Annotated in this window: 13 protein-coding genes and 1 tRNA gene; 12 read left to right on the plus strand and 2 right to left on the minus strand. The window is 46.8% G+C overall.

The window, feature by feature from the left end; translation table 11 throughout:
- The first annotated feature begins 12 nt into the window (after window positions 1-12).
- The 12 genes from HMPREF1212_RS11030 (at window position 13) to HMPREF1212_RS11085 (ending at window position 15729) form a co-directional block, all read left to right on the plus strand.
- Window positions 13-675, plus strand: coding sequence for a CIS tube protein (locus tag HMPREF1212_RS11030; RefSeq protein ID WP_046149383.1), 663 nt, complete (start codon window positions 13-15; stop codon window positions 673-675).
- Between the two features lie 4 nt (window positions 676-679).
- Window positions 680-2455 (plus strand): type VI secretion system tip protein VgrG, encoded by a 1776-nt coding sequence (gene vgrG / locus HMPREF1212_RS11035; RefSeq protein ID WP_046149384.1) that lies wholly within the window; start codon window positions 680-682, stop codon window positions 2453-2455.
- Window positions 2456-2473: 18 nt separating this feature from the next.
- Complete coding sequence (locus tag HMPREF1212_RS11040) at window positions 2474-2776, plus strand: PAAR domain-containing protein (RefSeq protein WP_046149385.1); 303 nt, start codon at window positions 2474-2476, stop codon at window positions 2774-2776.
- Window positions 2777-2805: 29 nt separating this feature from the next.
- Complete coding sequence (locus tag HMPREF1212_RS11045) at window positions 2806-3231, plus strand: GPW/gp25 family protein (protein ID WP_046149386.1); 426 nt, start codon at window positions 2806-2808, stop codon at window positions 3229-3231.
- Window positions 3232-3243: 12 nt separating this feature from the next.
- Window positions 3244-3765 carry a DNA/RNA non-specific endonuclease gene (locus HMPREF1212_RS11050; RefSeq protein ID WP_046149387.1) on the plus strand — a complete coding sequence of 174 codons (522 nt, stop codon included), beginning with the start codon at window positions 3244-3246 and terminating at the stop codon, window positions 3763-3765.
- Window positions 3766-4035: 270 nt separating this feature from the next.
- Window positions 4036-4827, plus strand: a complete 792-nt coding sequence (locus tag HMPREF1212_RS11055) for a DUF6261 family protein (protein ID WP_046149388.1) — start codon at window positions 4036-4038, stop codon at window positions 4825-4827.
- Window positions 4828-4859: 32 nt separating this feature from the next.
- Complete coding sequence (locus HMPREF1212_RS11060) at window positions 4860-8048, plus strand: hypothetical protein (RefSeq protein WP_052724975.1); 3189 nt, start codon at window positions 4860-4862, stop codon at window positions 8046-8048.
- A gap of 3 nt (window positions 8049-8051) precedes the next feature.
- Window positions 8052-8789, plus strand: coding sequence for a hypothetical protein (locus tag HMPREF1212_RS11065; RefSeq protein WP_046149390.1), 738 nt, complete (start codon window positions 8052-8054; stop codon window positions 8787-8789).
- 29 nt (window positions 8790-8818) lie between these two features.
- Window positions 8819-11068: a hypothetical protein gene (locus HMPREF1212_RS11070; protein ID WP_046149391.1), complete on the plus strand. Its 2250-nt coding sequence runs from the start codon at window positions 8819-8821 to the stop codon at window positions 11066-11068.
- A complete protein-coding gene (locus HMPREF1212_RS11075) occupies window positions 11055-13871 on the plus strand; it encodes a contractile injection system tape measure protein (protein ID WP_046149392.1) in 2817 nt (938 codons plus the stop codon). Before HMPREF1212_RS11070 ends, HMPREF1212_RS11075 begins: the two co-directional genes overlap by 14 nt.
- Window positions 13872-13905: 34 nt before the next feature.
- Window positions 13906-14427 (plus strand): eCIS core domain-containing protein, encoded by a 522-nt coding sequence (locus HMPREF1212_RS11080; RefSeq protein ID WP_028729336.1) that lies wholly within the window; start codon window positions 13906-13908, stop codon window positions 14425-14427.
- A gap of 12 nt (window positions 14428-14439) precedes the next feature.
- Window positions 14440-15729, plus strand: a complete 1290-nt coding sequence (locus tag HMPREF1212_RS11085) for an ATP-binding protein (RefSeq protein WP_046149393.1) — start codon at window positions 14440-14442, stop codon at window positions 15727-15729.
- A 76-nt stretch (window positions 15730-15805) separates the two neighbouring features.
- Here HMPREF1212_RS11085 and HMPREF1212_RS11090 read toward each other — a convergent pair.
- A tRNA-Arg gene (locus HMPREF1212_RS11090) sits at window positions 15806-15879 on the minus strand.
- A gap of 76 nt (window positions 15880-15955) precedes the next feature.
- A complete protein-coding gene (locus tag HMPREF1212_RS11095; protein WP_046149394.1) occupies window positions 15956-18268 on the minus strand; it encodes a patatin-like phospholipase family protein in 2313 nt (770 codons plus the stop codon).
- Between the last annotated feature and the right edge of the window lie 163 nt (window positions 18269-18431).

Below are 18431 nucleotides of genomic sequence, written 5' to 3' on the forward strand. Positions count from 1 at the left end.
GACAAAAGCGAAATGGGGAAAATGACCATTACAGCCTATACGGACGATAGTTTCAGCAGCGAATACAAATCTGCGCTGGATCTACCCATCAACCCGAGCAAGGTGAAGCTCAACAAAGGAATCCGTTATGCGGAAGACAAGCAACTGGGCAGCCTGAACGGGTCGAACGTATATGTGCGTTACCAACCGGAAACCTTCTCATTCGAATGTCTGCTGGATCAGACCGCCGCGATGGAAGATGACGACGAGAAGAAACCCGTGCGCGACGTCGTGAACGACCTCGAAGAACGCCTGTACTTTTACAATAGCGAAGGCCACCGTCCCTCGTTCGTCAAGGTACAGTATGGCGACATCACCTTCTTCGGACAACTTAAGACACTCGAAACAGAATACACCCTGTTCGACCTCGACAGTATCCCGCTCTGTGCCGAACTGAAAGTGACACTGATGGGGTATTGTAGTCAGAAAGAGGAGAAGAAACGCTTCTCCAAACGCTCGCCCGACGTGTCGCGACTGATTACATTAAAGGAAGGGCAGACCCTGTCCGCCCTTTGCAACGAAGTATATGGAGACCCGCTCCTGGTGGGCGAAGTCGCCCGATTTAATAATCTCAACGGCTACAGGGACGTACCTGCCGGTACGAATATCCTGCTGCCGATGTTAAAAAAAGAATAAAATTATGGCAGAATCACCTTCTGTAAACAAAGACCGTGTACTGGCTTGTTCCGTCTATTGCAATGGAAGCAGGTTAAAAGATACCTTCTCATTGGTATCCGCCTCGGTACATCTGGAACTGAACCGTATCGGTAAGGCTACATTAAAGTTCAATGCCGGCAACATGGATAAGCAAACGTTCGACGAGAGCGATTCCGACTCTTTCAAACCCGGTACCCCGATCCGTGTGAACGCCGGCAGCATGGACAAAGAGGAAACGCTGTTTGACGGCATCATCATCGGAATACGCATCACCACAGGTAAGGATCATCGTTCCTACATGCTGGTGGAATGCCGCGATAATGCTTACTCCGCTACGCAGGGACGTAAAAACCGCATCTTCGAGAAAAAGACAGACAGTGATATTATTAAGGAAGCGCTTGCCGATTACGGCAGTGTCGAAATAGATGCCACACCTTACACGCATCCTACCCTTGTGCAGTATTATTGCTCGGACTGGGACTTCGCTCTCTCCCGTGCCGATGCCAACGGCCTGTTCGTCTACACCGCCGGGAAAAAGATACAGGTGAAGAAGCCTAACGTCAGTGCATCGCCTGTACTGACCGTAACCTATGGCAACGACCTGACTGCTTTCGACCTCGAACTGTCCGCCGACGACCAGTTCACGCAATATGAAGCCGTATCATGGGATCCCAATACACAAAAGACGGTGAAAACAATCGCTTCCCTCCCTTCGCTCAACCGGCAGGGCGATTTGCAACCGAAGAATATCGCTACGGGCGACAATCTGCTGTTGCAAACCGATGCACCGACCAAAGAAAATGCTTTGAAGCAATGGGCGGACGGCATGGCGTTGAAAGCCGGACTGGCACGCTACCAGGGTTCATGCAGTTTCTACGGTTCCGCTAAAGTAGTGCCGGGCTGCCTGATCGAATTGAAAGGCCTGGGTAAACGCTTCAACGGCAATATGTTTGTCGGATCAGTAACGCATATCATCGAGGACAATGAATGGATCACTAAGGCAGGTGCAGGTATCTCGCCCGTAAATATTACTGATGAAGCAGATGTGGTTTCTCCCTCCGCTTCCGGCTTCCTGCCCGGTCTGCAAGGTATTCATGCAGCGGTGGTAAAGAAGCTGGACGGCGATCCGTTGAAAGAATGCCGTATACAGGTAGAATTACCGTGGCTGAAAGGTAAGAACCGCTTGCTCTGGGCAAGGCTGTCGACCCTGTATGCCACCAATAATTCAGCCAGTTTCTTCCTGCCCGAACCGGAAGACGAGGTGGTGATAGGTTTCATGAACGAAGACCCCGGCCATCCCGTGATACTGGGAAGCCTGTATGGTGCCAAGCATAGACCTCCTTACGAATATGAGGCCAAAAACAATACGAAAGCCATCGTCACCCGTGAGAACATGCGGATAGAGTTTAACGAGGAGAAGAAAATCATAACTGTTTCCACCCCCGGTAAAAACAGTATAGAGATCAATGATGATAAGAAGTCTATCAAACTGACCGATCAGCACAAGAACGAGATCGTGATGGACAGCGACGGTATCTCCCTCTCGTCATCCAAAGACATCAAGCTGAAAGCGAAAGGCAACATCACGCTGGATGCCACGATGAAACTCAGCGGCAATGCCAAGCAGGATGTCACGTTGGAAGGGCTGAATGTGAAAGTACAGGCTAAGGTAGGTGCCTCGGTGAAAGGTAACGCCACGGCAGAGCTATCCGCTAGTGGGCAGACCACCGTTAAGGGTGCTATGGTAATGATAAACTAATAAAGAAAGGAGAACAATATGCCACCGGCAGCAAGAATAACTGATATGCACACCTGCCCGATGCAAACCCCGGCGTTTCCCTCGCCGATACCGCATGTGGGCGGTCCGGTAATCGGACCGGCTGTGCCGAATGTACTGATAGGGAAAATGCCGGCAGCCGTCGTGGGCGACATGTGTGTCTGCGTAGGACCGCCGGACACGATCGTGAAAGGCTCGTCTACCGTCATGATAGGCGGAAGACCGGCAGCCCGGATGGGTGACAGCACCGCACATGGCGGAACGATTGTCGTCGGATGTCCCACGGTAATCATTGGAGGATAAGTCTCCGGAAACTGAAAAACTAAAAGAAGATGGATGAACTGAAGAACCTGTTGGATGCCGATGTCTTTCTGGGGCGAGGTTGGAATTTTCCTCCTCAGTTGACGGAAAACGGGGTAAAGATGGTAGCTTACGAAGAGGATATCGAACAGAGCCTGCGTGTATTGTTCAGCACCTCGCCCGGTGAGCGCGTAAACCGATACGATTATGGCTGCCCGCTGCGCCGCTACACCTTCGAGCCGATCTATACGCAAACCCTGGTGCGGATGCGGGCAGATATCGCCCGGGCTATCACCCTCTTCGAACCACGTATCACGTTGGAAGAGGTGTCGTTCGAAGAGCGTTCGGATAAAGGATTGTTGCTGATCCTGATCACCTATACCATCATTCGTACGAATAGCCGCAACAATATGGTGTATCCGTTTTATCTGAATGAAGGGACGAATTTGAATATATAAAAAAACATATTTATGAAAACGTTTATTGATACGTCTTTGGTTAAAACTTCCAGAAATTTAACCAATCAGAGATCAGCGGTTTCCATAGGGAAACAAAAAGTCAAAATAGAAGATAATAGACCATCTTCTGTTTGTCAGCGTATTATGCTTAATGAATTTTATGGAGGTAATGCGGGAGCTACTGTTAATATGCAAGCTCCTTTTGTAGCTATGAACCGACATGGACTTGCACCTAATTTTGTAAGAGCACATTTAATTGCCGATCGATTCGGAGCCCCATGTATTCCTGAAAACATGATGTCTTTAACTCCGGCGGCTAATGTTGCAATGAATGTTGTCGAGAATTTTATAGCCGGATATGCAGTGGCTAATCCTGGATCAATAATTAATTATAATGTTCTACCAGACCCTGCGCCATATGCCGGTCCTTTACCGGCTCCGCCAGGAATGTCTGCTGGAATTTTTTTACAGGCAGATGATGTGACAGCAGCAGCGCCTATAAATATTGTTCCGCCTCTCCATATTGCTAATTAAAATAAGCCAATGATTGTTTTTTTGTTTCCCAATCCCTTGGAAGTAGTGAAAATACGCGTTGGCGATACTCCAGGGCTCTGCGGAGATATAAAAATGATCATTTTCAGTACTACCGCAGGATAAAAAGAGATAAAAACGATCGTCAGCAACATTTTCAAGCCCTAGGGAGTCGTGTCAACGATTATTTTCGTATCTTCGGAGGGCTCGGACAGTCTGAAAACGATCGTTGGGAGCAAAAGAACAAAGTATTTATATTAAAAAATAATGATTATGGCAACACAGATCAGATCTTTTGGTATGAGCAAGATGACTATCGGCTCATGCAGCGACTTCCACAACAAGGTGCTTGGTTTTATCACTACCGCCACTCCGGCAGTTTTACACATAGAAAACCTAACGGTTGGTTACACTACGGCAGTAGAAACACTTGTCTCCATCGTCAACCGCCAACGTTCCTTCATTGCTACTATCGACCTGAAGAATGCGGATAAAACACGCGATAATGCATCAGGAGTGATCAGCAATGTTACAAACGCTTATCTCACTTCTACCGTAGAAGCAACCGGCAAGGCGGCACGTCTGCTTTCTCCACAACTCTCACCCTATAAGGGGATTCGTAACCATGAGTATACCAAGCAGACTGCCGAAGTAAAGGGTATGCTTACTCTACTGGATCAGCCGGAGAACAAAGCGGCTATTGCAGCACTGGGATTGACAGCCGAAGTGGAATCCCTTCGCGCAGCAAATATTGCTTTTGAAAATGCATTCCTGAGTAAAACAACGGAAATGAGCGATCGCATGACGCAAAGTGATGTCAAATCGGCCGATGCAGTAGAGGCTGCCAACACGCTCTACGGTGAAATTATCCAGACGGTAAATGCTTATGCCATCGTGCAACCCTCGGATGCAATAACCACTTTCATCACCAATATAAATGGCCTTGTAGGTACTTATTCGCGAATTGCCGGCAGCAGTAACAGTGGCGGCACAGCTTCGGGCGGTGACGACAAACCTGTCATTCCCGGTGGCGGTGGCGAAGATGATCGTCCCGTTATAGAATAAGAATTGAATAGAACCTGAAAACAGATCAGAACATGGCAACACCCTACAGGCTAAGCGGCCTCCTCCGTCCCACCTACGAAACCTCCTCTCCCCGCCTCGACAACTTCCCGGCATTGGAGAGCGACTGGCGCGAACTGCTTCCCCGATTGGCAGAAGCAAGCAACGGCATCCGTTATCGTAACGACGACGGCAAGGAGGGCATGCTCATTAGCCTGTGGGCCGACCATGTGTTGACCGTATTGGTGGACATTGCCCGACAACAACCATCGACCGATACCCAAAGCCTGCTAGACGAGGTTAAGAAATGGATAGCCCGACTTAACCGCTATATCGACAGAAATTGGAAAACCATTAACAATGCTTCTTCCTCTATCCAGGTCGCCCGGCAACTGAAAGACCTCTTGGAGAAGTCCCGGACGCTTCACACCATCCGCTCCATACAGGAACATTTTGATTACTACCTGGCACAGATCGAAAACGATGGCAATATGGACGGTGCCCTGTCCCTCCTGCTCACCTACCTGCGTAATTACGGAGGCATCACCCAAACATTCAACCGCCGCTTCGCCACATTGCCGGAACTCTACCTCCGCGACATCCTGCACGCTATCCCGCTAGGAACGGTGCAAGACAACACCTACATCATCGTCACCCCGGCAGAAAACACAGCCGGCTTCACGCTACCTGCCCAACAGGCATTCCCGGCCGGACAGAATACCGCCGGCGAAGACCTGCTTTATCAAACCGTGCGCAACGAATACATCACCCCTATGCAATGCGCCGAAGCGAACGCCATCTTTATCGAACGGGGAGACGGAAAAGACATCTCTATCCGCAAACAAGCAATCTGTAACCCGGACATATCGACAGCACAAGCACTCTTCTCCGATAAATGTAGTAAAACATTACCTCTGGGCTGGATAGTAGAATCTCCTATGTTCGTCCTGGGCGAAGGCGAAAGGAAAGTCAACATCGACTTCCGGATTACTGCCGGTACGGTTTCCGATCTGCTCCCCAGTATACCGGATAAAAGTTTCACCCTGCAATTCAGCAATGCAGAAGGCTGGACAGAGCAATCGTGCACCTGTAAGATCAAAATGGAAGACAACCATCACTGGTTATGTTTCGAAATCACAATTCCAGGTGATGGTATCCTCCCCGCTCCCTGCACTGAAGATACACATGGCGTGACAACCGAACATCCCTCCCTTCGGATACTGGCAAGCAAAACCCCGTGCCCTTACGATTGGGCAACCAAGCTAAAATTCGATGCCGTAAAGATAGAGACGAACGTATCTGCCATCCATAACTTCACCTTCTACAACGAGCTGGGGCAAGTCGACACCTCGCAACCCTTCCAGCCTTTCGGCCTGCAATCGGAAAAAGGAGCCTGGTTCCTTTTCGGCAACGAAGAAATGGGGCTCAAACCGTTGAAGGAAGTCCGCTTGAAAGGCAAGTGGAAGAAACTGCCCGAAACAGAAGCAGAGTTCAACAAACTATACAAAAGTTATACCGCTGCCGCCGGACAAGTAATCGACATAAACTCATTCACCATCTCCACCGAATGGCAACAAGGCGGAAAATGGAAATCCTGCCAAGGTATCAGGCAACATTTGTTCACCCCCGATTCCATCGATACATCCGGGGAAAAAGCAGACCGTTCGTTCAATGATGCCCTGGTAATCTTTGATTTAACAGAGAAGAAGCTACTGACACGTAGTGAATCTGTCCCTTACGAATACCGCCGCGACCGTGACGGCTTCTTCCGTGCCACCCTGCAGGCTCCCTCTATCGGCTTCGGTACGGATGCCTACCGCACCCTCTTTACCGAAACGATGATCCATAACAGCCGATGCAAAAAGGAGGATCTTAAGGAGTTACCTCCCGAACCCGTTGCCCCCCAGCTGGCAGATGTGGAACTTTCGTACATCGCTTCGGAAGAAACGACACTGACCGATATGGCGAATTCATCCATCCGGTTGAGCCGCATCACGGCATTGTCTGAACAAGAGGTATTCCCTGTAAACGACGTAAAAGAACACCCCTTCCTGCCGGCATTTGCAGCAGACAACCAACTGTACTTCGCCTTCCTCCGTGCAAAAGGAGAACAAACCGTACGGATGTACCTCGACATGGTCTTGCCAAAAGAAAACAAATCGTTCAACAGTCCTCAGCCGGGCAAAGCCACCAAACTAACCTGGGAATTCTGGAACGGGAACGTATGGTCTCCCATCGCCACCGACGCTATCCGTGTCGAAGAAACCCAGGGATTGACACAAAGCGGTTTCATAGAAATCAGGCTGCCGGAAAAGATAAAAGACAGTCATACAGATAAGCAAGGTCGTGCATGGCTTCGCGCCACCGTAACAGGTGACTTGTCGTCCAGCCTTGCCATACGCCATATCCGGACGAACTATATCCGGCTCACAGCGCAGAATGGAGACGGTTCTCCACTACCTGCAGAAACAATACAAGGCACAATCGAGCCGGACGAGCGGATAGAAAGCATCGCACAACCCCTACCCGGCTTCGGCGGCAGGCCTGCCGAAACGAATAACGATGTAGCCATACACCAGAGTTCACGCATCAGTAACCGTCATCGGGCTATCACGATAAAAGATTACGAACGTCTTGTTCTGGAAAACTTCCCCGAAGTGGACAAGGTACAATGCCTTTCCATACCGAGGGAGAAAAAGATATCGGAAATCGACCTCGTCGTTTTCAGCCGTACGGAAGACAACCGTTATTTTCTTTCTCCGGCCTGGAAGTTGGCGGAGATACGGCGGGTGATCCGTCAATATACGCCTTCGTTTGTTTCCCTGCGCGTTATCAACCCTGTTTATGAACAGGTGAAGGTTCACTGCAAAGCTATTTTATGGGACAAAGTGCAGGATGAAGGCAAAACCGTCCGCCAATTGGTGGTGCTGGCACAGAATTACCTCGCACCGTGGTATCGGAAAGGAGAAATACCGGCTCTCCGGCAACATTTTTCCTACAATGAACTGCATGCCCGCATGGCAAACCACGAAGATTTGATGAGACTGATTGCACTTAACGTCAAATTGGAGCGCACGCCGTTTGTAATCATCGACGAAAAGCATCCGGCCTTCAAAGGCGAACATCCGTGGAGCGTGCTACATCCGAAAATAACAATAGAATTACTATCTCCCCACGGCGGCATCGAAAATGCCGAAATTGGGGGTAACTTCATAATAAGATAGCTTATGAACCCGAACAACCGTAAAAACAGGAACACCTTGAAGGGATACTTCAAAAAAGGCGATATCCCTACCGAGGAACAGTTCGCCGAACTGATCGACTCCACACTGAATCTGGTGGAAGACGAGCAAGTGATAAGAACCGATACAGGCTGGGCATTCTATCCGAAACAGGACGGTAACCTGGATATCGGCTTTTATACGGAAAAGTCCGCTACCGGAACGAAACTGCCTGTATGGTCACTCTCCGTCACACCCGAGAAGAAACTGGTCATAAAGAATGGACAAACCGAAGTGGTGATGGAAGCAGCACAGGATAAATCGTTTCTCCTGCATGGCAACTTGATGGTGGAAGAGACCGTCACCGCATCGGCTTACAAAACGAAAGGCGGAGGTGGAGTAACCCCCGGCGAAGATTACCTGACCGTCCCTGCCGACAAAAAGTGGCACGACCTGCCGCTCGACGTTTCCCGCGAAGGTTTCGGCTGCCGTGTCTACCGCATCTACGCTTCTTTCCGCGAACCGGGCACGGAGCTTTGCCGGTTGACACGTGTCACCGCCATTTGGCTGAACTTCATGGAGCAGCGGATAGAGTCACCGGAAAAGCACTGGTGGGGCTGGTCGGGCAGTATTCGTTTTCGCTGGTTAGATCACGGCGGTAAGCCTTGCCTGCAAATGCGCAGCAAGAAACGGTTGCCCTCCGGAGAAATACATTGCCGGATTGTAGAAATGTACAAAGGATAATACGTTGTAACTAACGAGAAGATACGAAGATGGATGGCAAAGAACCATATATCAGGCAACAGGAAGAAGGTGAGAACCTGTACTCACACCTGCAAAAAAAGACGTTGGAAGAAGTGCAGCGCCTGTCGGGAAAAGTATGGACGGACTTCAACGTCCATGATCCCGGTGTGACGTTGGCAGACATAGCCAACTATGCATTGACGGAAACAAGCTACAAGCTGGGCTTCGATTTGGCAGACTACCTGACAGGGGAAGGTGAAAACTTCAACCCGAAGCGTTTCGGCCTCTTCCCTCCCGGCGAAGTCTATACCACGGCTCCCGTCACGACAGAAGATTACCGCAGGTTGTTCTTCTCCCATATCCCCGAACTGGAGAATGTATGGGTAGAGTGTGACCCGGCTACCGGTGGTTACACCGTCAAGATCGTTCTTCCTCCTTTTAATAAAGAAGTAAAAAGTGAGGCCTTGGTGGAGAGGGTTCAGATGGTCTACAACGAACACCGTAACCTGTGCGAATATCTTAACCAGGTCATTGTCGTGAAACCCGAAGAACTGGAGTTTCATGCGAGATTCGAAATCGAGCCGGGACAGGATGCCACCCTCATGCTGGTAGAAATCTATCAGATCATCCTGCGTTATTTATCCGGTGCAGTGAGTATCTCCACCCCGGAAGAACAGGAAATCTCCGGCATGCCGCTCGAAGAATGGCTGGAGGGTTCAGACGATACCGTACGTGTTGTAATCCCCCGGCAGCAGAATACCGAATATGAACTGTATAATAAACTCTGGCAGGTGAAGGGCATCAAATCGTTCAGCGTCTGCTATCTGATGAAGAACAACGAGCCACTGACCAATTTCTCCGGAGGATATAGTCTTAAAATACCCCGCAAGAAAGACGATTTGAAGGTAGATATTTATTGCGGATGTTCTCAGGTACAGGTTGATATGGAGAAGTTCACAAAACAATTAAGTGAACTTTATAATACTAAGGTATATATCCCGGAGGAAAAACGGAACTATCAATGGGCAGGCTTGAAAGGCACTAACCACGACATATTCACTCACTACCCCATCGCCCGGGATTTCCCGGCATGCTACAACCTCTCCCCGGATCGGAAGCCTCTTACTTCCTTCGAGGCCTATCTTAAACTGTACGATCAGACAATCGAGCAGGGATTGTCTGAAGTAAAAAAGTTGGATCGTCTACTCTCCATTGAAGCAAAAGATATAGATTACCCGGTCTCCCATAATATATATGCACTAAAAAGCCGCTATATGGATTTCCTCGACCAGTTGTACTGTGTGGAAAGCCAACCGGCATGGATGGAGGAATTTGATAACTATGGTGAAACAAAAGAAGAAATACTGCGTCGCCGTGCAGGTTTCCTCCGGTATATCGCTTATCTGACAAAGAATCGCGCCCAAGCAAGGAATATTACCGATTCGGATGGAAAAGAAAATGTAGCAGTGGCGAAAGAATGGTTCTGCCGTCTGCTTGGCATCAGTTGGAACGAGAACCGTTCGGTAGGAAACGTTCTGGCCAGCCATAATCTTATGTTGATGAAAACAAACGGAAAAGGAAAAATTCCACGAAACTTCATAAACGCCAGGCTGATTGATGAACGAATACTCGAAAACTGCCATATGGAACCTATTGTTCATGAAAAGCAGCCGGAAGACGAGAATGAAAAATTCGAACAATACAGCAGGTTACGCATGGAACTGCCTGTATTCAACCAGAACTTTATCAGTAGCGGCCTGTTCCGGGGAGGCATTTTCCTGGATAATTACCGGCTCGTGCTAGCCGATGAGAATGAGTATATGCTGGTATTCCGCAACCGGGAGGAAAATATTTGGATGAACCTCGGGAGAACCAATAAAAAGGTTGAACTGAATTCGCTTGCCAACATCCTGCGCTATTACCTGCAGGAACTCAACCATGCATGTGAAACGCTCTACATCGTCGAACCGGTGCTTTCCAAATCCCATCCGTTCACACTGTCGCTCGTATTGCCCTCGTGGACGGCTCGCTTCTGGTCACCTCGTTTCCGCGAAGTCTGCCGTGATTTGTTGCGTTCCATATTACCCGCCCATCTGAGTGGTACTATTTACTGGTTGAATATTGCCTTCATGCAGGAGTTCGAAGACTGTTACAGACTGTGGCGACAGGCGCTGGCTAAACAATATATGGATGACGTAGAGATGCTGCAGGATACGATGAACGAAATATTAAAAAAGGTAAAGGATAAAGATAAGAATACACTGGATGATACGTATTGACAACATATCGTTTGGGTTCACTGCAGTAGATGAACAGTTTACATACGGATTGTATGCCAACTGGGACAACTTTTGCCATGCCTGTGTGGAAAAAGTGGTTGAAGAATGCCTGTCCGTTTATGATAAGGAAAAGGTACTACATGAGATAGAACTACTCGATCTCGATCTGGGCGATATCCTGGAAGAGGATTTCTACCAGGAGTTTCCGCGTAGGCTCCGGGATAAATTACAGAGAGCCTTGCCTTTGTTGAATATATCTGCCGGAAACCTGGAAGAAAGTACCGGTATTTCCCGGTTGCAAAACCTGCTTTTCTATCTGGAGTACGGCTATCCGAAAGCGGAATGGTCGGACGAAAGTTTCAACCTGGCAGAAGAACTGGAATGGATAGCGACACAATCATCAACCTGCATCAATAAGATATCGAAGTTGTGTCTGAATAAAGAGAATGCTCTGCAGCGTCTGTTCTGGCAAGCGGATAACGAAGAGGTATTTCTCCGGCTTTATGTCGCTGCACTTTCCGAACCGGCAGCCACCCTGCATGAGAAACGCCGTTTCCTGGTAAGACTTTTGGTGGCAAAGCCGGATATTCCCATACGTTTCATCCACGAAGCAGAAAATGATACCGCACTACTAAGTATGGCAGAACTACTCGATACCATATCCGTCCAACGGATCATGGAGGTTGAAGCCGGAGAACACGCCGAAGTCGATCTTCCGCCCTACTGGCATTACCTGTACGAGTGGCTTATCCGGTATTATCCGTTCAATGGTCTCGTTATCTTCGGCGACAAGAGCGATTTTATCCGCCACTTACATCATCGGTTGCTCACGTTTATCCACAAGCAAACCTATTCGTTCTACTTCTCCAAAGCGGAATTGACTGTCGGTTTCCTGCTGGAAGTATTCAGTTCTACCGATTATATAGAAGTATTAAATGCAATCTACGACCAACAGCCGCATAATCCCGATGGCTCGCCCATGCATGACAGCTATTTCAACCGGGAACTGTACCGGATATTTCTGAACCTGTCGCTCCTTCGGTTACCGCTTGCAAAGGAAGGAAAAGAAATACCGTCATCAGAAAAGGAGGAAAACCGCTATCCGGCAGATATCTCCACCCTGGCTGCTTTCCTGAAAGATACACAGCGAAGCGATACAGACAAGCGGATATTGATTACTCTGTATGCAAAAAAGAATCCGGAGAAACTGACACATTGGCTACAAACAGTAGCAGTCAAAGAGGATGCATTAATTTCTACATTGACAGAGATAACCAGTATGGCTATCATAAACCAACTGCTTGTTTCCATTTCATTCACTGCAATGGCAATGGTGGAGCAAATGAGAAGTTATCTACAAAGCCATGCACCGAAGATCGACTGGCTGAATGTGGTTACCAGTGTTCAATTGGATTTTACCATTCGAAAAGCTGTGCTTCTCTGGATAGGCAACGGATGTCAAGGCAAAACCGAAGCGGATAATATCAGGCAACTGTTACGATGGATCTATCAGATTATTACAGATACCGACAATGAAGATGCCATCGAATTAGTAACGACAGAACTATATCTGGCGGAGAAAAGTTGTAAAGACAAGGAACACCGCGAAAGCGATTTTAATATCCTTCAAACATTGCTGGAAAGTTGTTGGAATACTGATAAGGGGTTTATCAATTGGCTGGAAGATACAACAGTTTCTCAGGACAGCAAACGGGAGTTGTTGCAAAAGATGGCTGTAGAAAAGCCTCTGGACTGGATTCATTTGCTCCGAAAACAACCCAAAGAGAGCAAAATGATTCCTCTCCTTTCTGCCGATATCTCTGTATCTCAACTCTTGCAAAGCATTACGCGGGTGAATTTTTATCAGGCATCGGTATTGTTACAGACAATGCAATGGATACAGGACAAAATAGACGATTACCCTTTCCTGACCAGAGGAAGTATGGTTCTTTCAACAGCTTTTTCGCAAGCCCTTCTACTCTATATGCAAGACACAGACACATTAGGTAAAAGAAGTTTTACAAAGGAAGAAACAGAACACAAATTTCTGTCGTATTTGTATCTTGTTTATACAGGAAAATCGAATAGAACACCGATAACACAGCTTACTGAAACATCGAATATGACGGAAGGAATGCGCTCGTTCGCACAACCGCTTCCTACCCAGCAAGAGAAAACTGAAGTTGAAAGAAAAGAAACAACACATATTGTTAAACAAATATTAAATGTTATGGAAGAAAGATCTTATTTTAATGAAGAAGAACAGAGAGAAGTTCCCAATAACTTCTTTATCACTAACGCAGGGCTTTGTCTGTTTAACCCGTGGTTTCCACGTTTATTTGTTATGCTTGATTATTTGGACAAAGATAAGAAAGCATTTAAGGACACGGCATCGCAAATCCGTGCTGTATTCCTGCTGCAATACCTGACCTGTCTGGAAGAAAAGACATATCAGGAAATGGAACTGGTGTTTAACCGCCTGCTTGTCAACCTGCCGATGCACATCCCACTACCGAAACAGTTAGAATTGACCCAAGAAGAAAAGGATACGGCCGAAAGTTTGATCAAGGCAGTAAAAGCAAACTGGAGGAAAATGGACGGTACTTCTATGAGGGGTTTTCAGGAAACCTTTATTCACCGCAACGGGCGGTTGGAACAGCAGAAAGAAAAATGGTTACTGACCATAGAAGAGCGGGGATATGATATCTTGCTGGAATCTGTTCCATGGTCATTCAAACAGATCCGTTATCCCTGGTTGGAAAATTATATACAAATTATCTGGCACGATAAGCAAACGTTTTAAAACAGATTTTGTACAACAATAAACAACATCAGGTATGAAAACAGAAAAAGCATATCAGGAAAAGACAGCCCGCACCATCCAGCAAAAACTGGATGGTAGCGGATCTTTGCAATTTGTCGACAACCGCTCAATGAATCTACCATTGCAGCGGATTGGCGAAGACGAGGACGACACACTTCAAGGCAAATTCGACAAAGCGATCCAACTAGAGGAGGACGAGGACGAATCCTTGCAAATGAAACCGAACAATACCGGACTGCCCGATAACCTGAAAGCCGGTGTGGAAAACCTTTCAGGCTATTCCCTGGATGATGTAAAAGTACATTATAATTCATCCCAGCCGGCTACAGTACAGGCCCTTGCCTATACGCAAGGAACGGATATCCACGTGGCTCCGGGGCAGGAACAGCATTTGCCCCATGAGGCCTGGCATGTAGCCCAACAAATGGCGGGGCGTGTAGAACCAACAACGGAAGTCGGAGGAATGCCCGTCAACGACAATGCTGGCCTGGAACATGAAGCGGATGTAATGGGTTCAAAGGCTAACAGCTTGTAAGATAAGGAAAGGATGAACGAATATATTGTTTGGTTCAATCAGGTATTGACGGTTGCCATACAGCACTATTTCCAGCAGGAGTGTGAATACACTTCGCTGGAACAGATTCGCCTACCCTCCAACGGTTGGATGGAAAAAGTGGCAGATGTACAAAAGATTACCTTTCAGGAGCGGATTGTCGTGATGCTGGCATTGATGCCACACATCTGTCCGCAGATACTGGATATCTTTTTTGTGCAGAACAAGAACTTCGACCGTCAATACACAGAGTTTGGCGGTTGGAAAGGCTTGTCGCATGGTGGCTTTCTTCCTACCGGAGAAACGGCTGTATTCGTTATTGCAGGGGAAAATACGGACAGGCGGAAGGCTGTCATCGAATATTTTCAGAAGGATCACTGGTTCTATACGAAAAACATTCTCCGTCTGGAAGGTGCCGGTGAAGGGGAACCGTTCCTGAGCGGACAATTGCGGATATCGGAAGAGTTTCTGAGCCGTGTCTTACTGGATAAAGAATATAAACCGGACTATAATATCGGTTTTCCCGCCAAACGCATTACTACGGAACTGAACTGGGACGATATGGTACTGGATTACCAGGTGGCAACCGAGCTGGAAGAGATCAATACCTGGATCTCTTCCGGCAAGACCATCATGGAAGACTGGGGATTGTCCCGTATCCTGAAAGCCGGATACCGTTCATTGTTTTATGGGCCGCCGGGCACGGGAAAGACATTGGCAGCAACCCTGCTCGGTCAAAAAAATAATATGGATGTTTACCGGATAGACCTTTCCATGATCGTATCCAAATATATCGGGGAAACAGAAAAGAACCTCGCCAGAGTATTCGATCTTGCCGAAAACAGGAACTGGATCCTTTTCTTTGATGAAGCGGACGCCCTGTTCGGTAAACGTACCTCTACCAACACTTCCAACGACCGGCATGCCAATCAGGAAGTCGCTTATCTTTTACAACGGATAGAAGATTTCCCCAGCATGATCATTCTGGCAACAAACCTGCGTTCAAATATCGACGAAGCATTCTCCCGTCGTTTCCAGTCAGTGATCTATTTCCCGATGCCAACGGAAGAACTGCGTGCGGAAATATGGCGGAAGATGTTGAAAAACTGGCCGGGTGGTGTAGATGAAGAACTAATAATCATGGCAGCCGAAACAGAACTCTCAGGAGGCGCCATTACCAACGTAATCAGGCGATGTGCGTTGTCGCTGGTAAATCAGAAGGATAAGTCTCTCAATAAATCTATATTGAACAATGCGCTACAGAAAGAAAAGCTGAAATTATAGGCCAGTAACAAACATAAACCCTAACAAATAAAAAGCGTTGAAATATTACTACTTCAACGCTTTCTTTATTATTCCGTGACCGCGACAGGATTCAAACCTGTAACCGGCTGATCCGTAGTCAGCTACTCTATTCAGTTGAGCTACGCGGCCATTGTTTCGTGATTGCGAGTGCAAAGGTAGTGTTTTCTTTTAAACCTGCAAGACTTTAGTACATCTTTTTTTCAATTTAATCTAACATTTTTGGATTGAAGATCAGGTAACCGATGTTCAGCCCGAAGTTGAAATTCTTTGCCGGATAACTATACCCATTGGCATACAGACTGATAGAGGCAAAAGGCAATTGAAGAACCAGAGCAGCCTCTCCCATGTACTTAAATGAATGAAGAAATTTTCCATAATAAGGAACCGCTATATAAGGGTTTTCCTCATTGATTTCTTTCTTTATTTCATACAAAGGGGCAAAACCATACAAGTCCAGACGGAAATGCAGTAATTTGCTAAACTTATAGATCGGTGAAACACCTGCAGCAAAATATTGATTAGCCCGGAAAGCCTCATTAAAAACAATCTGGCTATGCGGTGTAGGCGTGAATGCCGGGGCCTGCAATACCGATGCCGTATAGTTGTTCATCAGGTTTTTGCTGGAGATAACCAATTCACCCTGAAATCCCAGGTTAAAACGGTTACTTAATGTTTCATAGTGCTGCCACTCCCCTTTCAATTGTAACCAGCTATGTACTTTTTTCCTGATCGACTGGCTCTGCGATGTAGGGGAAGGATCATAATTTTCTGTCCCTGTAACATACTGGGCTATCAGGAACTGCTTCCGCCCGGATATCGGATACTGTTTGGCATCCAATGAATTTCGCTCTATACTAAGTGAACCGCTGAACAGGTTATACCAACTGTGGTCAAATTTAGAATTAGGAAACAACATGTTATTACTCTGAAAATAGTAATCATTTAACTGTCCGTATGCAAATCCGATTTCAGACTTAGCCCTGTTCAGGAATGGGAATCCCAACTTAATCTTCGTATACAATTCTTTTTGCTTGATGAAGGCAGGCAACACATCTTCATAAAATAGCGATTGGCTTTCCTGATATCTCTTATCGGAATAGACTCCTTGCCAGTTCAGGTAAGTCGGGATCTTGGTTTGCAGATAAATTCGTCCGCTCAGCATAATCCCGCTGAAAGAGTTTCCAACCTGGAAATTAGCGTTTACGTCGGCTGCATAACGTCCCAGATATTGATAACCCAATCCCAGGAACAATTGGTTTGCCTGATGCGAGGATATATTTCCCCCAAAACCTACGGTGATCTCTTCTTTCATTTTAACGTCCAGATAAAGATCAAACTTCTTTTCCCTGCGATTGTAAACCGCATGCGGCATAATCTCCCTGATCTTTGAAGAAGTAAGCATTTTAAAATAAGCCCGTTTGAACTCTTCCATCGAGAATTCATGGTTCATATCACGATGCAGCTGTGCTTCGATATATTTTCGTTGCGATTCAGAAACGCCTGTTACATATATATTCTGAAAGATCAACGGAGGCAAACTTTCCTTATAAGCCGCCCTTCGCATATTGACTTCTGCAAGCGGAACTCTGCGGGGAACCCTTTGTTTGATAGAGTCTATCATCCCCATAGTACGTTTATAACCTATATCCATCAACTCTTTGGCCTTTTGGAAGTCGAGCAATGAAACTGTCGGGAAACTGAATTTTACCATCATGCCATCTTCCTCGGGTACGTCGTAATCCGTCTTTTGCATGATCATCGTTTCCAGCTGGTTGTATGCATTGTTTGACGGCTTGTTATTCCCACCGGCAACAGTCGATCCGAAGATAAAATCCGGATGGAAAGCTTCTTTCATCGGGCCTACCGGGAAGTTGTCGTAAATACCGCCATCAAACAGAGGAATACTATCTTTCCAGATAGGCTGGAAAAAGAATGGAAAGGTCATTGAAGCACGCACCGCATCACCCAGATCACCGTTCTTGAATATGATCGCTTTCTTACTATAAATATCGGAAGCCACACAACGGAACGGGATAAACAAATTGTCGAAATTCCATCCGGCTTTCGCTGTCGCCTGAGAGAAAAGTGCCATGAATGCCTGATTCATCTGGATCGGATTGATAAGGCTCTGCGGCAGGAAGTTTGCTTTTATCTGTAACGAATCAGTCATGTCGATAGAGAAATGGCCGAATTCGGGAGTCGGATCAGGTCTTTTAAAATAGTATTTATATTCATTCTCCACTGTCCCGGTCTGCCAGTAGCCGAATTCTTCAGACAACATCAACTCCAGCATCTCTTCAGGAGAATACCCCATAGCATATAAACTGCCAATAATGGAGCCAATGGATGTACCGGCTATATAATCGATAGGTATGCCATTTTCTTCGAGGGCTTTTATGACTCCTATATGTGCAGCACCTTTTGCTCCTCCACCACTTAAAACCAATCCTACTTTTTGTGCGTTGACCAGTTGTAAGAATATCAACAAAAAGGTTACCAGAATAGCTACTTTCTTCATACTTACTTCTTCTCTGTTTACATCTTCAAAAGTAAAGTTATTTTCTCACATTACAAGGAGAGTCGGTCGCTTATTGTGTTAAGAAATAGTGTTTCGATAGCGAATTATTATGAAATTCAATAATAATCAAGAAATATTTGAAATATAAATGATACATTTGCCA

Source organism: Parabacteroides sp. HGS0025 (assembly GCF_000969845.1).
Lineage (GTDB): Bacteria > Bacteroidota > Bacteroidia > Bacteroidales > Tannerellaceae > Parabacteroides > Parabacteroides gordonii.

Excerpts from the sequence above, each read along its gene's own strand:
- HMPREF1212_RS11050 (WP_046149387.1), top strand. The coding sequence starts at position 3,244 with ATGAAAACGTTTATTGATACGTCTTTGGTTAAAACTTCCAGAAATTTA.
- HMPREF1212_RS11055 (WP_046149388.1), top strand. The coding sequence starts at position 4,036 with ATGGCAACACAGATCAGATCTTTTGGTATGAGCAAGATGACTATCGGC.
- HMPREF1212_RS11080 (WP_028729336.1), top strand. The coding sequence starts at position 13,906 with ATGAAAACAGAAAAAGCATATCAGGAAAAGACAGCCCGCACCATCCAG.
- HMPREF1212_RS11095 (WP_046149394.1), bottom strand. The coding sequence starts at position 18,268 with ATGAAGAAAGTAGCTATTCTGGTAACCTTTTTGTTGATATTCTTACAA.
- HMPREF1212_RS11045 (WP_046149386.1), top strand. The coding sequence starts at position 2,806 with ATGGATGAACTGAAGAACCTGTTGGATGCCGATGTCTTTCTGGGGCGA.
- HMPREF1212_RS11030 (WP_046149383.1), top strand. The coding sequence starts at position 13 with ATGGGGAAAATGACCATTACAGCCTATACGGACGATAGTTTCAGCAGC.
- HMPREF1212_RS11085 (WP_046149393.1), top strand. The coding sequence starts at position 14,440 with ATGAACGAATATATTGTTTGGTTCAATCAGGTATTGACGGTTGCCATA.
- HMPREF1212_RS11040 (WP_046149385.1), top strand. The coding sequence starts at position 2,474 with ATGCCACCGGCAGCAAGAATAACTGATATGCACACCTGCCCGATGCAA.
- HMPREF1212_RS11060 (WP_052724975.1), top strand. The coding sequence starts at position 4,860 with ATGGCAACACCCTACAGGCTAAGCGGCCTCCTCCGTCCCACCTACGAA.
- vgrG (WP_046149384.1), top strand. The coding sequence starts at position 680 with ATGGCAGAATCACCTTCTGTAAACAAAGACCGTGTACTGGCTTGTTCC.
- HMPREF1212_RS11070 (WP_046149391.1), top strand. The coding sequence starts at position 8,819 with ATGGATGGCAAAGAACCATATATCAGGCAACAGGAAGAAGGTGAGAAC.
- HMPREF1212_RS11065 (WP_046149390.1), top strand. The coding sequence starts at position 8,052 with ATGAACCCGAACAACCGTAAAAACAGGAACACCTTGAAGGGATACTTC.
- HMPREF1212_RS11075 (WP_046149392.1), top strand. The coding sequence starts at position 11,055 with ATGATACGTATTGACAACATATCGTTTGGGTTCACTGCAGTAGATGAA.